Here is a 16172-nt window from a genome sequence, read left to right as displayed (position 1 = left end):
TTTTAAAAGGAGATGAATCCGTGCGCATTGCTCTTTTCCTGTCGGCCTGGCTGGTGTGCCTGGGAGCGCTGGCGGTGCCCAATGAACCGGCGACGCTGGATCGCAGCACCTGGCCCGAATCGCTCACCAGCCCGGCTTTATTCGATGTGGCCTCGCGCGCCGAAATCCTCACCTTTTCCCGGGCCTTGCTGTCCAGCGAAATCCTGGACGAAAACGCCCTCAAGCAACGCCTGGGGCTGAAAACCATCAATCTGGAGGCCATCGAGGCTGTGCGCAAACGGATGTGGCAGCGGCTGTTGGCCAACTACAAACTTGCCCAGCAAAGTTGCGATCAGGATGCGTCATTTTGTTATTACATCAACGACCTGGACAGCTTGCGAAAGCAGGCCGGCAAGTTCGAAATCACCGATGATTCGTTTTACGCCGCCTGGGCGCAGCCGAGCCGTATGTTTCATCAGCGTTATCTGGATGAGCAATTGCGTCTGGCAGCATTGTTCCCGCAAATCAGCAGCGAAATCGGGTTCTTCAGCGAGCAGGAGTTCAGTGGCGAAGGCATGAATGACCGGCTGTTCATGCTGACCTTCGACAGCGGCCCAAGCGCCTTGCCGGGCACAACCGACTGGCTGACCGATTACCTGCGCACGCAATCCATGAGCGCGACCTTTTTTGTACTGGGCAGTGCCTTGCAAACCCGGCTCGACCAGGGCAACCCGCAGGCGGTACAGGCGCTGTACAAGGGGCAATGCGTGGGGGTGCAAGGATGGGAATATCGTTCGCACAGCCATTGGCAAGACTGGCAGGACTCGATTTTGCGCAGCTCGGCGCTCGTCAGGCAGGTATTGGCGCAGCGTTATGTACCGTTGTTTCGCCCGCCTTACGGGCAGCGACGGGCAGACAGCGGGGCGTTTTTCCAGGCGCAGGGGCTGCGGGTGGCGCTGTGGGACATTGACTCTCAGGACATGGCTGCCAGCCTGACTGCCGAGCAGTCGGCACACCGTGTATTGAGCCTGATGCTGTTGTGGCGTCATGGGGTGATTGCGTTTCACGACACACAGGTAAAAGTGCGCAGCGCGTTGCCCTGGTTGTTAAAGGCGACCGCGCAAAGCGGGTTGGGCTGGGAGGAGTGCGCAGCGTTCAGGTAGTGACTCGGGCAACGGCTGAAAACGGCGCTGAAGGGCTCAAGAACGTGCTGTTTTGTATCAGGTAGACACCTGACTCTAGCTCTGATCCGGGTATCCGCCAAGGCTATTCGTCAGTCAGAGAAATAAAGTGCCAAAGCGTTAAAAAAACTTTTTTTTGTCACGTGTTTTGGAGTATTACGAAGACAGACGGCCGAAACCTGCACCACAGGTGGCGTCTTCCAGGACCCATCGGGCGGGGCATTCATCTGATATGGATAGATGGATTCGGCAGTCACTTCGAGGCGCAGCACTGTTGAGGTATTGCGTCGAATGGCTCCCACAAAGGTGACCGAGTATGGATGATCACGGACGCACTCCTTCTTCCAACCAGCCAATCCTTTATGTACTCGATACCAATGTTCTGATTCACGATCCAAACGCATTGCTTAACTTCGAGGAACACCACGTCACCATCCCGATGACCGTTCTCGAAGAGCTCGACAAACTGAAAGCCGGCAAGCTACTGGTGGCAGCCGAGTGCCGCCAGGCCATCCGTCTGATTGACCAGACCCTGGGCGTGGCATCGCCGGAAGACGTTGAAAAAGGCGTACCGATCCAGCGCGGAAAAAGTGGACCGAAGGGCTTTCTGTCGATTTTGATGAACCGGCGCAGAGAACCCAACGCGCTGCTTCCTGAAACCCTCAACGACAACATCATCATCAACCAGCTGATTGATTTGCATGCCCGTGAGCCCGGTTTGCATGTGGTGCTGGTGACCAAAGACATCAATATGCGGCTCAAGGCCCGGGCCTGCGGGATCGAGTCTGAGGATTACAGTACCGACCAGTTGGTTGACGACGTGTCGATGCTGTCACGCGGCTATCACACCATGACCGGCTCATTCTGGGACCGGGTCAACAAGGTTGAAACCCGTCAGGGTCATGGCCGCACCTGGCACCAGGTGCAAATGAACGAAAACTTGCCGGCTGTGCACATCAATGAATTCATCATCGATGAGCAGGGTTTTGTCGGCTGGATCAAAGAGGTGCGCAAGGATCACCTGCTGATCCTCGACATGCACCAGGAACCGCTGCTGCACCAGGAGGCCTGGGGCTTGAAGCCACGGGACATTTACCAGGGGCTGGCGTTGTTTGCCTTGCTCGATCCGGATATCCATCTGGTCAACCTGTCGGGTGCGGCGGGTTCAGGTAAAACCATCCTGGCGCTGGCGGCGGCCATTGAGCAAACCATGGTCAGCAAGCGTTACCGGCGGATTATCTGTACCCGCAGCGTGCAAGGGCTGGATCAGGAGATCGGCTTCCTGCCGGGCACCGAGGCCGAGAAGATGGAACCTTGGCTCGGCGCCATTACCGATAACCTTGAAGCCCTGCACATGGATGATGAAAACACGCATGGCAGCGTCGATTACATCCTGAGCAAGGTGCCCTTGCAGTTCAAATCCCTGAACTACATCCGGGGGCGCAGTTTCCAGCAGAGCCTGATTCTGATCGACGAATGCCAAAACCTTACGCCGCACCAGATGAAAACCATCATCACCCGCGCCGGCGCAGGTTCCAAAGTGGTGTGCCTGGGCAACCTGGCGCAAATCGATACACCGTACCTGTCGGCTACCAGTTCGGGGCTGACCTACCTGACGGAGCGCTTCAAGGATTTCCCGAACGGCGTTCACATTGCCCTGCAAGGGGTACCTCGTTCGATTCTGGCCGAGTACGCCGAATCGCATCTCTGATATCCATTGTTTAACTCGGAATCGGGCGGCCAGGAGCCGCCCGATTGCGTTCCGGTCATAAACGTTCGCGCTGAGGTAAGCTCGCTGGCAGTAGACGCTGTATTTGCATGCATCTGGTTCAAGGCAGCAGTGTTCGCTTGGGAAAGGTCATCCCAGGGTGACGAATGACAGGAGGTTTGGGTGTTACTGCGCAATATCGATTTGAATCTGCTGGTGGTGCTGGATGCGCTGCTCATGGAAAAGCACGTGACTCGCACCGGTATACGTTTGCATTTGAGTCAGCCAGCGATCAGTCATTCGCTGAATAAACTCAGGGTGTTGCTGGATGACCCGCTGCTGATCCGGCAGGGCAAGGGGGTGGTGCTGAGTGCGCGGGCACAAAGTCTCCAGGCTCCACTCAAGACCATCCTCGGGCAGATCGAAACGCTGCTCGGTCATTCCATGAGCTTTGTGCCTGCGGACTCACAACGCACTTTCCGCGTGGCGATGTCCGATTACGGGGCTGCGATCGTGCTGCCAAAATTGTTGGTGCAGTTGCGGGCGCAGGCACCGGACATCTCGCTGGTAGTCATCCAGGACAGCCGTCTCGGCATGCTGGAGCAGATCGAACACGGCAAGATCGACTTGGCGCTTGGGGTGTTTTCCGCGTTGCCGGCGGAGGTAGGCTGCGATGTACTGTTTGAAGAAACCTTTACCTGCCTGCTCAATCGCCAGTCGCTTCCAGACAATGAAGTGCTTGATCTGGACACCTACCTGACGCGTCCGCATTTGCTGGTGTCCACGGATGGCAACACCCAGGGCGAAATCGACAACGTATTGCGCACTCGCGGCTTACAGCGTCGGGTGGCGGTCAACGTGCCTCATTGGGGCGCAGCCCCGGGGATGATTGCCGGCACCGACCTGATCCTGACCGTGGCCACCCGTACCCTGGACAATCTGCCGTTGGGCGACACGCTGATTGCACGAGCGCCGCCGATGGCGGTGGCACCGTTCAACTATGTACAGGTTTGGCATCAGCGCTTTAATGACGATCCGGCCCACCGTTGGCTACGTGAGCGGGTCAGGCAAGTCAGCGCGGCTGCTGCCTGACGCTGTGGCCTCAGCCGCGTGAGGCGATGATAAAGCCGGCCAGCACCACGCTGACGCCGAGGATTTTTTGCAGGCTGGGGGGATGCCGAGGCAAACCCAGCAAGCCGAAGTAATCCATGAGCAGCGAAATCATCAGTTGGCCCACCACCACCGCCATGATGAAGTTGAGCGCGCCCAGGCGCGGTACCACCATCAGCGCGACGGTGATGTAAAACACCCCGGCGACACCGCCTAGCCAGATCCACCACGGCCCGGCGCTGAGTGCCACGAGGTTGGGGCGAGGCACTTTGACGATCAGCATCAGCAGTGCAATCGCCAGCCCGCTGACCAGTAGCGAGATGACGGTTGCCCAAAAGGGATGGCCCAGTATCACGCCCAGCCGGGCATTACTGCCTGCTTGAAGGGGCACCGCGAAGCCTGCAAGCAGGCTCAGAGCAATAGCAATCAACAGCGACATAAGCACGTCTCCAATGTTTTCAGACGTTGTACGGCGAAGTCCGTGGGGCGGCCAATTCGATGTTCTGATGCCGGGTATTCGTCAGGTCGATGGTCAGGTTTAACGCGCGTGGGCAAAAAAGACGCCTCGGGTTTACAATCGATGTTCCTGTCTGGAGTAACCCTGTGCTGACTCATTTAGATTCTCAAGGCCGCGCCAATATGGTCGATGTCACCGACAAAGCGGTGACCTCTCGTGAAGCAACGGCCCAAGCCGTGGTGCGGATGCGCCCTGAAACCCTGGACATGATCGTCAGCGGCGGCCATCCCAAAGGGGATGTATTTGCCGTGGCACGGATTGCCGGGATTCAAGCGGCCAAGAAAACCTCCGACCTGATTCCGCTGTGCCACCCGCTGATGCTCACCAGCGTCAAGCTGGAACTCAGCGCCCAGGGCACCGATGCGGTGTTGATCGTGGCGCGCTGCAAACTGGCCGGGCAAACCGGGGTAGAGATGGAAGCCCTGACCGCCGCGAGTGTGGCGGCGCTGACGATCTATGACATGTGCAAGGCGGTAGACCGCGGCATGGCCATTGAAAGCGTCCGTGTGCTGGAAAAGTCCGGCGGTAAAAGCGGGCACTTCCAGGCGGACCTCCCATGAACCTGAACGTCATGTTCTTCGCACGTTACAGAGAAGCGTTGGGCCTGGATGTGCTGTCGGTGAGCGGCGAGTTTGCGACGGTTCAGCACCTGCGCGAGTCCCTGATGGCTCGGGGCGGGGAGTGGGGCGTATTGGCCGAACCCCAGCTCATGTGTGCCCGCAATGAAGCGCTGTGCAAGCTCGATGAGCCACTGCAGGATGGCGATGAAGTGGCCTTTTTTCCAACCGTGACAGGAGGCTGAAGATGGCGATTCGTGTGCAAACGGGGGCCTTTGACCCGGGAGCTGAAGTCAACGCCATGCAGGCCGCCAACGCGGGTGTCGGAGCAGTGGTGAGTTTTGTCGGCTATGTCCGTGATTTCAATGACGGGCACGATGTGGCGGGCATGTACCTGGAGCATTACCCGGGGATGACCGAAAAGGCACTGGCCGGGATCGCCGCTGAGGCTGAGCAGCGCTGGCCGTTACTCAAGCTGGAAGTCATACACCGTGTAGGGACACTGGAGCCGGGCGAGCCGATTGTGTTTGTCGGCGTGGCCAGCGCTCACCGCCAGGCGGCCTTTGAGGCCTGCGAATTTGTCATGGACTACCTGAAGACCCGGGCCCCTTTCTGGAAGAAAGAACACACCGCCGATGGCCCGCGCTGGGTTGACGGTCGATCCAGTGATCACGCGGCCGCCGATCGCTGGAAGTAGCGTCATTTGAGTCGCTCAACGTAGCCGTGTGTTAGACGGCTACGCTTTTCTCCCGCTGATCACGCGGTCTCAGTCGGGTCCTTCGGCTTGCGCACAGCCCGGACAACAGGTCGCAGCAGTTCTGTCGGCGGGGTTTCGCAGCTGATTTTGCGGCCCAGCAGGGTTTCGATCGATGGCAGCTGGTACGAATCGTCTTCACCGGCAAAGCTGATGGAGACGCCGCTCGCGCCGGCACGCCCCGTACGGCCGATACGGTGTACGTAGTCGTCCGGGACTTCCGGTAGGGTGAAGTTGATCACGTGGCTGATGCCGTCGATGTGAATCCCTCGACCTGCCACATCGGTCGCTACCAGCACCCGAACCTTGCCTTCGCGGAAGCCTTCGAGGGTTTTGATCCGCTTGTGTTGCGGCACATCGCCTGACAGCTGGGCGGCGTTGATGCCATCACGCACCAGGCGTTCTTCGATGCGACGCACTTCATCTTTGCGGTTGGCGAACACGATCACGCGCTCCCAGCCGTTATCGTTCACCAGGTTGAACAGCAATTTGTATTTGTCAGCCCCGGCAACGGCGTAGACGTGTTGCTCCACCAGCTCGTTGGCCACGTTCTGCGCTTCGATTTCGACGATGGCCGGGTCAGTGGTCCACTGTTTAGCCAGGTTCATCACGTCTTCGGTGAAGGTCGCAGAGAACAGCAGCGTCTGGCGTTCGGCCTTGGGCGGTGTCTGGCGAATGATCTGACGCACTTGCGGGATGAAACCCATGTCGAGCATGCGGTCGGCTTCGTCGAGCACCATCACTTCGACCATGTCCAGATGCACTTCACCGCGCTGGTTGAAGTCCAGCAGGCGCCCCGGCGTGGCCACCAGGATGTCGCAATGGCGGGCTTCAAGTTGTTTGAGCTGCTTGTCGAAGTCCATGCCGCCCACAAACGTCATCACGTTCAGGTCGGTGTACTTGGTCAGGTCGGCAGCATCTTTGGCGATTTGCACCACCAGTTCACGGGTCGGCGCGATGATCAGAGCGCGCGGTTCACCCATGTAGCGTTCTTTGGGCGGCGGGGTCTGGGTCAGCTGGCTGATGATCGAGATCAGGAAGGCGGCAGTCTTGCCGGTACCGGTCTGAGCTCGGCCAATGGCGTCGCGGCCGCTCAGGGTATAGCCCAATACTTGCGCCTGGATCGGCGTGCAGTACGGGAATCCGAGGTCTTGAATGGCGTGCATCAGCTCGGGGGTGAGCTTGAAATCATGAAAGCGGGTTTTGCCTTCTTGCGGCTCGACGGTGAAATCTTCGAGCTTCCACGGGATGACCGGCGGTTTTGGTGCCGTATCGCGTCGTGGTTTTGGCGCTTTGGGTTTTTCGATATGCACGTGTTCGGGAGCTGGCTGGGCGTCGGGCGTGATCACCGGTGCTTGCACAGGAGCGGAGCGGCCAGGCTGTTGCGCGTCGGTACGCGGGCTGGGTGGGCTCGAAGGTGTAATGGAAGCTGGCGCGAGTGGCTCAGCCTCGCTTTTGCCGAATATTTTTTTGAGTGCTTTGAGCACGGTCATCTCATCAGTTGGTTAAGGAGTGTACGCCGGGCAGTGTAATGCATGTCGCAGGCTCGGCGTAGGGAACGACAGGATGTTTCGGTATTAACCCAGGCGCTTCGTCAGCCAGGCACCGATGTCCTGGATTTCTTCAGGTAACACTTCATGGCTCATTGGGTATTCCTGCCATGCCACAGCCACGCCCAAGCGTTTCAAATGCTCATAGGCGGTGCGTCCCATCGCGTTCTGAACCACGTCATCGTACTGACCGTGCAGGCAGAGGGCGGGGATTCGCTGCTGGCTCGCAGACAACTGCAGTTCATTGCTGAAGGTGGGGGCGTAGGTGGAGAGGGCGATTACGCCTCCCAGAGGGCCTTGCCATTTCAGATAGGCGGCGTGCAGGACCACTGCGCCCCCTTGTGAAAATCCCGCCAGAAAAATCCGGTTGCCGTCGATACCGCTCTGGCGCTGGGCTTCGATCAATTCGATGACGAGGTCTGCCGATTCGTTCAGCTGTTCTTCGCAGATCGAGCGCGCCGGACTCATGGCCTTGATGTCGTACCAGCTTGGCATGGCATATCCGCCATTGATCGTCACCGCGCGGGTCGGAGCTTGGGGCAAGACAAAACGCGTGGTCAGCAAGGATTCCTGCAGCGCTTCAGCCACCGGCAGAAAGTCATAACGGTCGGCACCCAAGCCGTGAAGCCAGATAACACAGGCATCTACAGTCTTTTGGGGTTCGAGAATCAAAGGCTTGGTCATGGCTGCTCCATCGTTGTGCGTGCTCGCGGATCGGGTGCGCGGCATAGGTGCGGGGTCGATTGAAAAGTACGAAGGGTGTCGGGTATTCGAATGTACGGGTTCCGTAAATACAGGCTGAAACACTTAAGTCGCCAGAGTGGTACGCGCCTTGCTTTGTGCTCAGGGTGGTGAGTTCGACCCCCTTCGGCGGTAACACTAACAGGCAACTGCCGGAGGGGGGATAGCAAAAAGCCTGAGAGGTGAAGTTAGACAAGGAATTCAACTGCTCAAGTGAGCGCTTCAGTTTGACGGTACGTGCGATACATCCATCGCTCAAGGCTTATGCCGCTTGACCCAATAAAAAGCCAACACGGGTCAACAGTGCCTCACAAGGGGGCGGCGGGTCTTGTTAAAACACAACAGAAGCAACACTGGAGGTTTGAATGAAGCAGTTGAAATCCACCTTGGCCCTGGCCACCGCAGCGATTGTATTGAGCATCAGTGGTTTTGCTCATGCAGGTGCGACGCTGGATGGTGTTAAAAAGAAGGGCTTTGTGCAGTGTGGTGTCAGTGATGGTTTGCCGGGCTTTTCGGTGCCGGATGCTTCTGGAAAGATTCTGGGGATTGATGCTGACATCTGCCGCGCGGTGGCTGCCGCGGTATTTGGCGATGCGACCAAGGTCAAATTCAGCCAGTTGAACGCCAAAGAGCGTTTCACCGCGCTGCAGTCGGGCGAAGTTGACGTGTTGTCGCGCAACACCACCTGGACCAGTTCACGTGATGCCGGAATGGGAATGGTATTTGCGGGCGTGACTTATTACGACGGCGTTGGCTTTTTGGTCAACAACAAGCTGGGCGTGAAAAGTGCCAAGGAACTGGACGGGGCCACCATCTGCATTCAGGCCGGTACCACCACTGAACTTAACGTGTCGGATTACTTCCGGGCGAATAATCTCAAATACACCCCCATTACGTTCGACACCTCCGATGAAAGCGCCAAATCACTGGAAAGCGGTCGCTGCGACGTGCTGACCTCCGACAAATCGCAGCTCTATGCACAGCGCAGCAAGCTGGCGAACCCGGGCGACTATGTCGTGTTGCCGGAAACCATTTCCAAAGAGCCTTTGGGCCCTGTTGTACGCAAAGGCGATGAGGACTGGTTCAGTATCGTCAAGTGGACCTTGTTCGCCATGCTCAATGCAGAAGAGGCAGGCATCACCTCCAAAAACGTCGTTGCTGAAGCCCAATCCACCAAAAATCCGGACGTCGCCCGCTTGCTGGGTGCTGACGGAGAGTACGGCAAAGACCTGAAACTGCCCAAAGACTGGGTGGTTCAGATCGTCAGCCAAGTGGGTAACTACGGCGAAGTGTTCGAGAAAAACCTGGGCAAAAGCTCCCCTCTGGCCATCGACCGCGGGCTGAACGCCCTGTGGAACAACGGCGGCATCCAGTACGCACCACCTGTGCGCTGATGGACCTTTCACCTGGCAGGTAAGGGCGTGTTTTCGATTCGCGAGCAGGCCCTTGCTGCCGGGTGATGTTCTGATCCATTTTTTCAGGGGCACATCATGCAGACTAAAGTCGGCGCACCCAAGCCGGGGCTCAGCCTTGGCGACCCACGTGTGCGCGCGTGGTTATTTCAGATCATCACCGTTGCGCTGGTGGTCTCGTTGGGCTGGTACTTGTTTCACAATACCCAGACCAACCTTGAGCACCGCGGGATCACCTCCGGTTTCAGCTTTCTGGAGCGCAGTGCCGGGTTCGGTATTGCGCAGCATTTGATTGATTACACCGAGTCCGACAGTTATGCCCGGGTATTTCTGATCGGCTTGCTCAACACCTTGCTGGTGTCGGGGATCGGAGTGGTTCTGGCGACGATTCTGGGCTTTATCATTGGTGTCGCGCGGTTATCCCCGAACTGGATAATCAGCAAGCTGGCGACGATTTACGTCGAGGTATTTCGCAATATTCCCCCCTTGCTGCAAATCCTGTTCTGGTACTTCGCGGTCTTCCTGACCATGCCGGGGCCGCGTAACAGTCACAACTTCGCTGACACCTTCTATATGAGCAGCCGGGGTCTGAACATGCCGGCCGCCATTGGCACCGATGCCTTTTGGCCATTTGTGGCGAGTGTATTGCTGGCGATTGCGGCAGTGCTGGTCATGGTGCGCTGGGCCAATAAGCGTTTTGAGGAGACCGGCGTTCCATTCCACAAATTCTGGGTTGGTTTGGGATTGCTGCTGGTGATTCCGAGCCTGTGCAGCGTGGTGTCTGGTGCACCGGTGCAGTGGGAAATGCCTGAGCTCAAGGGCTTCAACTTTGTGGGGGGCTGGGTACTGATTCCGGAACTGCTGGCGCTGACCATTGCCTTGACGGTCTACACGGCAGCGTTCATTGCCGAAATCGTTCGTTCGGGCATCAAGTCGGTCAGCCACGGCCAGACTGAAGCCGCACATTCGCTGGGCATGCGCCCGGGACCAACGTTGCGCAAGGTCATCATTCCCCAGGCGTTGCGGGTGATCATTCCGCCACTGACCAGCCAATACCTGAACCTGGTGAAAAACTCTTCGCTGGCAGCTGGCATTGGCTACCCGGAGATGGTTTCTCTGTTTGCCGGCACGGTCCTTAACCAGACCGGCCAGGCCATAGAGGTCATCGCCATCACCATGAGTGTGTACCTGGCAATCAGTATCAGCATTTCGTTGCTGATGAATTGGTACAACACGCGTATTGCGCTGATCGAGCGATGAGGACGGGACGATGACAACTCATGTTTTCAAACCCGACATGCCGCCGCCGGGCAACCGCATCGGCATCGTAGCCTGGGCACGGACCCATCTGTTTTCCAGTTGGCTCAATACCTTGCTCACCCTGTTTGCCTTTTACCTGATCTGGTTGATCGTGCCGCCGCTGTTGAACTGGACGCTTCTGGATGCCAACTGGGTCGGCACTACCCGCTCCGACTGCACAAAGGAAGGTGCCTGCTGGGTGTTCATTCAGCAGCGATTCGGTCAGTTCATGTATGGCTACTACCCCCATGAGCTGCGCTGGAGGGTGGACCTGACGGTATGGCTGGCGGTGCTGGGGGCCGCGCCGCTGTTCGTTTCGCGCTTCAGGCACAAGGTAGTGTACGGGCTGAGCTTTCTGGTGGTGTACCCGATCTTGGCCTACAGCCTCTTGCACGGCGGTTATGGGGGGCTGAGCACCGTAGCCACCAGTCAGTGGGGAGGCTTGATGCTGACCCTGGTGATCGCGACGGTGGGCATCGCGGGGGCTTTGCCGCTCGGCATTCTGCTGGCATTGGGCCGCCGTTCGGAGATGCCGGCGGTGCGCGTGGTGTGCGTGACATTTATCGAGTTCTGGCGCGGCGTGCCGCTGATCACCGTGCTCTTCATGTCGTCGGTGATGTTGCCGTTGTTCCTGCCTGAAGGCATGAACTTCGACAAACTGCTGCGGGCCTTGATCGGGGTCATTTTGTTCCAGTCGGCGTATGTCGCAGAAGTGGTGCGCGGTGGCTTGCAGGCCATTCCCAAGGGCCAGTATGAAGCGGCGGCGGCAATGGGCCTTGGTTACTGGCGCAGCATGGGGCTGGTGATTCTGCCGCAAGCCTTGAAGCTGGTGATTCCCGGCATCGTCAACACGTTTATTGCCCTGTTCAAGGACACCAGTCTGGTGATCATCATTGGCCTCTTCGACCTGCTCAATAGCGTCAAGCAAGCGGCTGCCGATCCCGCGTGGCTGGGGATGGCGACTGAGGGCTATGTGTTTGCGGCGTTGGTGTTCTGGATTTTCTGTTTTGGCATGTCCCGCTACTCCATGCATCTGGAGCACAAGCTGGACACTGGTCACAAGCGTTAGGAGTGCGACATGAGTGAAGCAATCAAGAAAGCCGCGGACCCTGAAGGCATTATCCAGATGCTGGGCGTCAACAAGTGGTATGGCCAGTTTCATGTACTCAAGGACATCAACCTGAATGTGCAGCCAGGTGAACGCATCGTATTGTGCGGCCCTTCAGGCTCGGGCAAGTCGACCACCATTCGTTGCCTGAACCGTCTCGAGGAGCACCAGCAAGGTCGCATCGTGGTCGACGGCGTGGAGCTGACCAATGACATCAAGCAGATCGAAACGGTACGCCGTGAAGTCGGCATGGTGTTTCAGCACTTCAATCTGTTCCCGCACCTGACCATTTTGCAAAACTGCACGCTGGCACCGATGTGGGTGCGCAAAATGCCCAGGCGTCAGGCGGAGGAGATCGCTATGTCTTACCTGGAGCGGGTCCGTATTCCGGAGCAGGCTCACAAGTTTCCTGGGCAATTGTCGGGTGGCCAGCAGCAGCGCGTGGCGATTGCCCGGGCGCTGTGCATGAAACCCAAGATCATGCTGTTCGATGAACCTACGTCTGCGCTCGACCCGGAGATGGTCAAGGAGGTGCTCGACACCATGATTGGCCTGGCTGAAGACGGCATGACCATGTTGTGCGTGACCCACGAAATGGGCTTTGCCCGTACCGTGGCCAACCGGGTGATTTTCATGGACAAGGGCGAAATCGTTGAGCAGGCGGCCCCGAATGATTTCTTCGATCATCCGCAGAACGAACGAACTCAACTGTTCCTTAATCAGATCCTGCATTGATTCAGTGCTGGCAACTGCTGTGACGACAGGCGCGGCAGTTGCTGCACAGTTCGCCCTTGTTTCAATTCTCTCCCAGGCGCTGCTGTTCTTTTTGCAGCAGCAGCGCATTGATGTCGTCGCACGCATTGATCACTTGCAGCTCCTGGGCCAGCTCAGGGTGGCGGTCCAGCAAGCGCATCAGCACGAACAAGGGCTTGGGTGGCTCTACCTCGGCCCGTTCGTAACGGCTAAAGGCATTGTGGCCGCCGCCGGACAATAGCTGTACCGCACTTTTTTGAGTGAAGTGCAGCTTGCGCCGGATCCGCTTCATCTCGTCTGCCATGACCCGTTTGGCATCCTCGATCAGTTCATCTCCCGCCCGGGCATACCGCTCTGCGCTGGGGGCGTCGAATTCGATCTCTGCGCACGCCGTGCATTCGTGGCCTGCCAGGCTGTGCACCATGCGGGTCAATTGTTTGAAACTCACACTCAGGCTGCGCCCCTTGAAGGCTTGCATGGCGCCGGGAGCACCGCAGGTATAGCAATCATGTCTGCTCATCAGTTTTTTCCTTGAAAGCGATGACCGGGGGCCCTCCGCCAGGGCGATAGGTCACTTTGATGTAAATAAACAAACCGTAGACCTGAGCGTAATAGACGTCCTGCCATACCTTGTGATCTGCATGGGTCGACATCGACTTGTGCAACGCCCTGCGCTCGAGCGAAGCAATGACCCGCTGCATTTGCGCGAGGGTTAGCCCCAGGGTTCGTCCACCATCCAGTGCGCTTTTGGTAAAGGCCACAGCGCCGAGCCGGAGGACGTCGGACTGGATGCACTGGAGGTTGTAATGAGGTGTTTTCTTTTCCATAAGAGGCTGCCTCGAAGCGTAAAAACTACCCTTAAAGGGTTTAATGTTCAATGGTTAATCCGGTTTTTTTAGAGCTTTCTAATCTCTAGTTGATTGCACCTCCATGTGGGTCTGACTAGGATGTAAGAAAATTCATCCAATGATTGGACGAAAGACCAAACCCAATGACAGACGCATCACCACTGGTAAAACGCTCCCTTGTCGATCAAGCCCTTGAGCAGTTGCGTGCGCGGATCAATAACGGCACCTGGGCGGTGGGTCAGCGACTCCCTACCGAACCTGAATTGGCGGCGCAATTGAACATCAGCCGCAACACTGTGCGAGAAGCCATGCGGGTCCTGGCGTTTGCCGGCTTGATCGAAATTCGCCAGGGCGATGGCAGTTATCTGCGAGGGCGTGTTGATCCCATGGATACCGTGCGCGTCTTGTCGTCCTGCTCAATTGCGCAGATACGCGAGACGCGACGCATTCTTGAGGTTGAAGCTGTCGGGTTGGCGGCCAAGCGTCGGACCGACGAGGATTTGCAGCTGTTGCGCCAGGCACTCGAGGCCAGCGCCGAGCACTATCACGGCGAGCTCGATACTTTCATCCGCTGCGACCTGCTGTTTCATCAGTGTCTGATCGATGCCGCGCACAATCCTGCATTAAGCGAGTTGTATCGCTATACCTCGAATCTTGTTTCCAGTCAGTTACGCCAAACGCTGGATATTCACCCGCGACGCCAGTCAGTGTTTGATCTGCATGGCGCGTTGCTGGATGCCGTTGAGCAACAAGACTCACAGCAGGCCATGGCGCTCTGCCGGACGTTGATCAATGAACCTTGAACAGGAGAAAACCATGTCCCGGCCACCGTCACCTCCAAACGACAGTCTCGAACCCGTTCGTCATCTGGATGATCTGGAAGAGCTGCTGATCGACGCTGAGGCCGACGATGAACCGGTACCGCTGCAGGCTCCAGCGGTGGTCCGCCCATGGTTGTTGCTGCTGGGGCTGGTGCTGGTGGCGCTGAACTTGCGTCCGGCACTGTCGAGCATGGCGCCGCTGCTCAGCGAGGTTTCCGAAAGCCTGGGACTGTCGGCCGCGCAAGCGGGTTTGCTGACTACGCTTCCCGTGCTTTGCCTGGGGCTGTTTGCGCCTTTGGCTCCGTTGCTGGCTCGGCGCTTTGGGACCGAGCGTGTGGTATTGGGGATTTTGCTGGTGCTGGGCGGCGGTATTGTGTTGCGCAGTTGCCTGGGCGAAACGGGGCTGTTTGCCGGGAGCATTCTGGCCGGTGCCAGTATTGGGGTGATCGGGGTGTTGTTGCCGGGCATCATCAAGCGCGACTTTGCGGGGCATGCGGGGACGATGACCGGGGTGTACACCATGGCATTGTGCCTGGGTGCGGCGCTGGCTGCCGGGGCAACGGTGCCGCTGAGCGATTACTTTTCCAACAGTTGGGCTATTGGCCTGGGAGTCTGGGCGCTGCCCGCAGTGGTTGCTGCGATATTCTGGCTGCCGCAAACGAGCAAGCGACAAGGTGCACATCACGTGGCCTATCGGGTTCGCGGCCTGTTGCGGGATCCTCTGGCCTGGCAAGTGACGCTCTATATGGGCCTGCAATCTTCCTTGTCCTATATCGTTTTTGGCTGGCTGCCTTCTATTTTGATTGGTCGGGGACTGACGCCGACTCAGGCCGGGCTGGTGATGTCGGGCTCGGTTATCGTGCAACTGGTGACGGCGCTGAGTGCGCCGTGGCTGGCAACCCGTGGCAAGGATCAGCGGCTGGCCATCGTGCTGGTGATGAGCATGACCCTGGCCGGCCTCTTCGGGTGTCTGTATGCGCCGCTGGATGGCCTGTGGGGCTGGGCGATTGTACTGGGGCTGGGGCAGGGCGGAACCTTCAGCCTTGCGTTGACCCTGATCGTGCTGCGCTCACGGGACGCCCATGTGGCAGCCAATTTGTCGGGCATGGCTCAAGGCATTGGTTACACGGTGGCCTCTATGGGGCCATTTGCTGTCGGTCTGGTTCACGAGATAACCGGAGGCTGGGAGGCCCTTGGCTGGATTTTTGCGGTAGTCGGTGCGGGCGCAATGGTCGCCGGGCTGGGGGCCGGGCGGGCACGTTATGTCAATGTGCGCAGTGAGAAAATCTGAAGTCCGTAGTGTTTCGCGGCATTGCAGATTATTGTGCTCACATCCCTGACATGCCCGGACACTGCGATGAACCAAGAGCACCATGCGCTGATCACCCGCTTCTATGAGGCCTTTCAACGGCTTGATGCTGAAGCGATGAGTGCGTGTTACACCGATGATGTGCTGTTCAGTGATCCTGTGTTCGGTGAGCTGCGCGGCCAGAACGCTACCGATATGTGGCGCATGCTGACCTCGCGGGCCAAGGATTTCACCCTGACATTCGATCAAGTGCAGGCCGATGCGCTACGCGGCAGTGCGCATTGGGTCGCAACCTATGAGTTTGGCCAGACCGGAGCGATTGTGATCAACGATATTCAGGCCCGCTTTGTGTTTCGCGACGGCAAAATCTGCGAGCACCACGATCACTTCGACCTTTGGCGCTGGTCGCGTCAGGCATTGGGTGCCAAGGGGCTGTTGCTGGGCTGGACGCCGCTGGTGAAAAACGCCATCAGGGCCCAAGCGCACAAGGGGCTCAAGGCCTTTCAGGCGAGTCGCTGAGGACTG

General features: G+C 58.0%; 18 protein-coding genes. 13 read left to right on the top strand and 5 right to left on the bottom strand.

The window, feature by feature from the left end:
* The first annotated feature begins 20 nt into the window (after positions 1-20).
* The 3 genes from DQN55_RS17650 to DQN55_RS17640 all read left to right on the top strand — a co-directional run bounded on the left by DQN55_RS17650 (position 21) and on the right by DQN55_RS17640 (position 3960).
* On the top strand, positions 21-1142 hold the full coding sequence (locus DQN55_RS17650; protein ID WP_048378650.1) for a polysaccharide deacetylase family protein: 1122 nt from the start codon (positions 21-23) through the stop codon (positions 1140-1142).
* Between the two features lie 334 nt (positions 1143-1476).
* Entirely contained in the window at positions 1477-2871 is a 1395-nt protein-coding gene (locus tag DQN55_RS17645; protein WP_048378652.1) for a PhoH family protein, read from the top strand.
* A 180-nt stretch (positions 2872-3051) separates the two neighbouring features.
* On the top strand, positions 3052-3960 hold the full coding sequence (locus DQN55_RS17640; RefSeq protein WP_048378655.1) for a LysR substrate-binding domain-containing protein: 909 nt from the start codon (positions 3052-3054) through the stop codon (positions 3958-3960).
* Between the two features lie 10 nt (positions 3961-3970).
* On the opposite strand, the gene DQN55_RS17635 is transcribed toward DQN55_RS17640, so the two are convergent.
* Complete coding sequence (locus tag DQN55_RS17635) at positions 3971-4417, bottom strand: DMT family transporter (RefSeq protein WP_048378657.1); 447 nt, start codon at positions 4415-4417, stop codon at positions 3971-3973.
* A gap of 164 nt (positions 4418-4581) precedes the next feature.
* Between DQN55_RS17635 and moaC the strand changes: the two genes are divergently transcribed.
* The 3 genes from moaC to moaE are packed head-to-tail and all read left to right on the top strand — an operon-like array spanning position 4582 to position 5749.
* Positions 4582-5055 carry a cyclic pyranopterin monophosphate synthase MoaC gene (gene moaC / locus DQN55_RS17630; protein ID WP_048378659.1) on the top strand — a complete coding sequence of 158 codons (474 nt, stop codon included), beginning with the start codon at positions 4582-4584 and terminating at the stop codon, positions 5053-5055.
* Positions 5052-5297 (top strand): MoaD/ThiS family protein, encoded by a 246-nt coding sequence (locus DQN55_RS17625; protein ID WP_048378661.1) that lies wholly within the window; start codon positions 5052-5054, stop codon positions 5295-5297. Before moaC ends, DQN55_RS17625 begins: the two co-directional genes overlap by 4 nt.
* A gap of 2 nt (positions 5298-5299) precedes the next feature.
* A complete protein-coding gene (gene moaE, locus DQN55_RS17620) occupies positions 5300-5749 on the top strand; it encodes a molybdopterin synthase catalytic subunit MoaE (protein WP_048378663.1) in 450 nt (149 codons plus the stop codon).
* Between the two features lie 59 nt (positions 5750-5808).
* Here moaE and rhlB read toward each other — a convergent pair whose 3' ends face one another.
* Together rhlB and DQN55_RS17610 are read right to left on the bottom strand one after the other, a co-directional pair.
* Positions 5809-7299, bottom strand: coding sequence for an ATP-dependent RNA helicase RhlB (rhlB, locus tag DQN55_RS17615; protein WP_048378665.1), 1491 nt, complete (start codon positions 7297-7299; stop codon positions 5809-5811).
* Positions 7300-7383: 84 nt separating this feature from the next.
* On the bottom strand, positions 7384-8040 hold the full coding sequence (locus tag DQN55_RS17610) for an alpha/beta hydrolase (RefSeq protein ID WP_048378667.1): 657 nt from the start codon (positions 8038-8040) through the stop codon (positions 7384-7386).
* Positions 8041-8462: 422 nt separating this feature from the next.
* Between DQN55_RS17610 and DQN55_RS17600 the strand changes: the two genes are divergently transcribed.
* The 4 genes from DQN55_RS17600 to DQN55_RS17585 all read left to right on the top strand — a co-directional run bounded on the left by DQN55_RS17600 (position 8463) and on the right by DQN55_RS17585 (position 12651).
* Positions 8463-9491 (top strand): amino acid ABC transporter substrate-binding protein, encoded by a 1029-nt coding sequence (locus DQN55_RS17600; RefSeq protein ID WP_048378669.1) that lies wholly within the window; start codon positions 8463-8465, stop codon positions 9489-9491.
* Positions 9492-9587: 96 nt separating this feature from the next.
* Positions 9588-10769: an amino acid ABC transporter permease gene (locus DQN55_RS17595; protein WP_048378671.1), complete on the top strand. Its 1182-nt coding sequence runs from the start codon at positions 9588-9590 to the stop codon at positions 10767-10769.
* 10 nt (positions 10770-10779) lie between these two features.
* Positions 10780-11877, top strand: coding sequence for an amino acid ABC transporter permease (locus DQN55_RS17590; protein ID WP_048378673.1), 1098 nt, complete (start codon positions 10780-10782; stop codon positions 11875-11877).
* Between the two features lie 9 nt (positions 11878-11886).
* The gene (locus DQN55_RS17585; protein ID WP_048378675.1) at positions 11887-12651 is read left to right on the top strand and encodes an amino acid ABC transporter ATP-binding protein; all 765 of its coding nucleotides are present in this window, start codon (positions 11887-11889) and stop codon (positions 12649-12651) included.
* A 61-nt stretch (positions 12652-12712) separates the two neighbouring features.
* Here DQN55_RS17585 and DQN55_RS17580 read toward each other — a convergent pair whose 3' ends face one another.
* Positions 12713-13189: a type II toxin-antitoxin system MqsA family antitoxin gene (locus DQN55_RS17580; protein WP_048378676.1), complete on the bottom strand. Its 477-nt coding sequence runs from the start codon at positions 13187-13189 to the stop codon at positions 12713-12715.
* On the bottom strand, positions 13176-13496 hold the full coding sequence (locus DQN55_RS17575; protein ID WP_048378679.1) for a type II toxin-antitoxin system MqsR family toxin: 321 nt from the start codon (positions 13494-13496) through the stop codon (positions 13176-13178). Before DQN55_RS17575 ends, DQN55_RS17580 begins: the two co-directional genes overlap by 14 nt.
* A gap of 164 nt (positions 13497-13660) precedes the next feature.
* Between DQN55_RS17575 and DQN55_RS17570 the strand changes: the two genes are divergently transcribed.
* The 3 genes from DQN55_RS17570 (at position 13661) to DQN55_RS17560 (ending at position 16166) form a co-directional block, all read left to right on the top strand.
* Positions 13661-14320: a FadR/GntR family transcriptional regulator gene (locus DQN55_RS17570; protein WP_048378681.1), complete on the top strand. Its 660-nt coding sequence runs from the start codon at positions 13661-13663 to the stop codon at positions 14318-14320.
* A complete protein-coding gene (locus DQN55_RS17565; RefSeq protein ID WP_048378683.1) occupies positions 14310-15629 on the top strand; it encodes an MFS transporter in 1320 nt (439 codons plus the stop codon). Before DQN55_RS17570 ends, DQN55_RS17565 begins: the two co-directional genes overlap by 11 nt.
* A 66-nt stretch (positions 15630-15695) precedes the next feature.
* Positions 15696-16166: a nuclear transport factor 2 family protein gene (locus tag DQN55_RS17560; protein ID WP_048378685.1), complete on the top strand. Its 471-nt coding sequence runs from the start codon at positions 15696-15698 to the stop codon at positions 16164-16166.
* Positions 16167-16172 lie beyond the last annotated feature (6 nt).

Origin of the sequence: Pseudomonas taetrolens (assembly GCF_900475285.1) — a bacterium.
Classification (GTDB): domain Bacteria; phylum Pseudomonadota; class Gammaproteobacteria; order Pseudomonadales; family Pseudomonadaceae; genus Aquipseudomonas; species Aquipseudomonas taetrolens.
Note: the sequence above shows the minus strand (reverse complement) of the source record. Positions and strands in the feature narration are given on the sequence as shown.

What these genes read in the sequence shown, in the direction of transcription:
- DQN55_RS17645 (WP_048378652.1), top strand. Translation starts at nt 1,477, where the DNA reads ATGGATGATCACGGACGCACTCCTTCTTCCAACCAGCCAATCCTTTAT.
- DQN55_RS17635 (WP_048378657.1), bottom strand. Translation starts at nt 4,417, where the DNA reads ATGTCGCTGTTGATTGCTATTGCTCTGAGCCTGCTTGCAGGCTTCGCG.
- DQN55_RS17625 (WP_048378661.1), top strand. Translation starts at nt 5,052, where the DNA reads ATGAACCTGAACGTCATGTTCTTCGCACGTTACAGAGAAGCGTTGGGC.
- moaE (WP_048378663.1), top strand. Translation starts at nt 5,300, where the DNA reads ATGGCGATTCGTGTGCAAACGGGGGCCTTTGACCCGGGAGCTGAAGTC.
- rhlB (WP_048378665.1), bottom strand. Translation starts at nt 7,299, where the DNA reads ATGACCGTGCTCAAAGCACTCAAAAAAATATTCGGCAAAAGCGAGGCT.
- DQN55_RS17610 (WP_048378667.1), bottom strand. Translation starts at nt 8,040, where the DNA reads ATGACCAAGCCTTTGATTCTCGAACCCCAAAAGACTGTAGATGCCTGT.
- DQN55_RS17600 (WP_048378669.1), top strand. Translation starts at nt 8,463, where the DNA reads ATGAAGCAGTTGAAATCCACCTTGGCCCTGGCCACCGCAGCGATTGTA.
- DQN55_RS17595 (WP_048378671.1), top strand. Translation starts at nt 9,588, where the DNA reads ATGCAGACTAAAGTCGGCGCACCCAAGCCGGGGCTCAGCCTTGGCGAC.
- DQN55_RS17590 (WP_048378673.1), top strand. Translation starts at nt 10,780, where the DNA reads ATGACAACTCATGTTTTCAAACCCGACATGCCGCCGCCGGGCAACCGC.
- DQN55_RS17585 (WP_048378675.1), top strand. Translation starts at nt 11,887, where the DNA reads ATGAGTGAAGCAATCAAGAAAGCCGCGGACCCTGAAGGCATTATCCAG.
- DQN55_RS17580 (WP_048378676.1), bottom strand. Translation starts at nt 13,189, where the DNA reads ATGAGCAGACATGATTGCTATACCTGCGGTGCTCCCGGCGCCATGCAA.
- DQN55_RS17575 (WP_048378679.1), bottom strand. Translation starts at nt 13,496, where the DNA reads ATGGAAAAGAAAACACCTCATTACAACCTCCAGTGCATCCAGTCCGAC.
- DQN55_RS17570 (WP_048378681.1), top strand. Translation starts at nt 13,661, where the DNA reads ATGACAGACGCATCACCACTGGTAAAACGCTCCCTTGTCGATCAAGCC.
- DQN55_RS17565 (WP_048378683.1), top strand. Translation starts at nt 14,310, where the DNA reads ATGAACCTTGAACAGGAGAAAACCATGTCCCGGCCACCGTCACCTCCA.
- DQN55_RS17560 (WP_048378685.1), top strand. Translation starts at nt 15,696, where the DNA reads ATGAACCAAGAGCACCATGCGCTGATCACCCGCTTCTATGAGGCCTTT.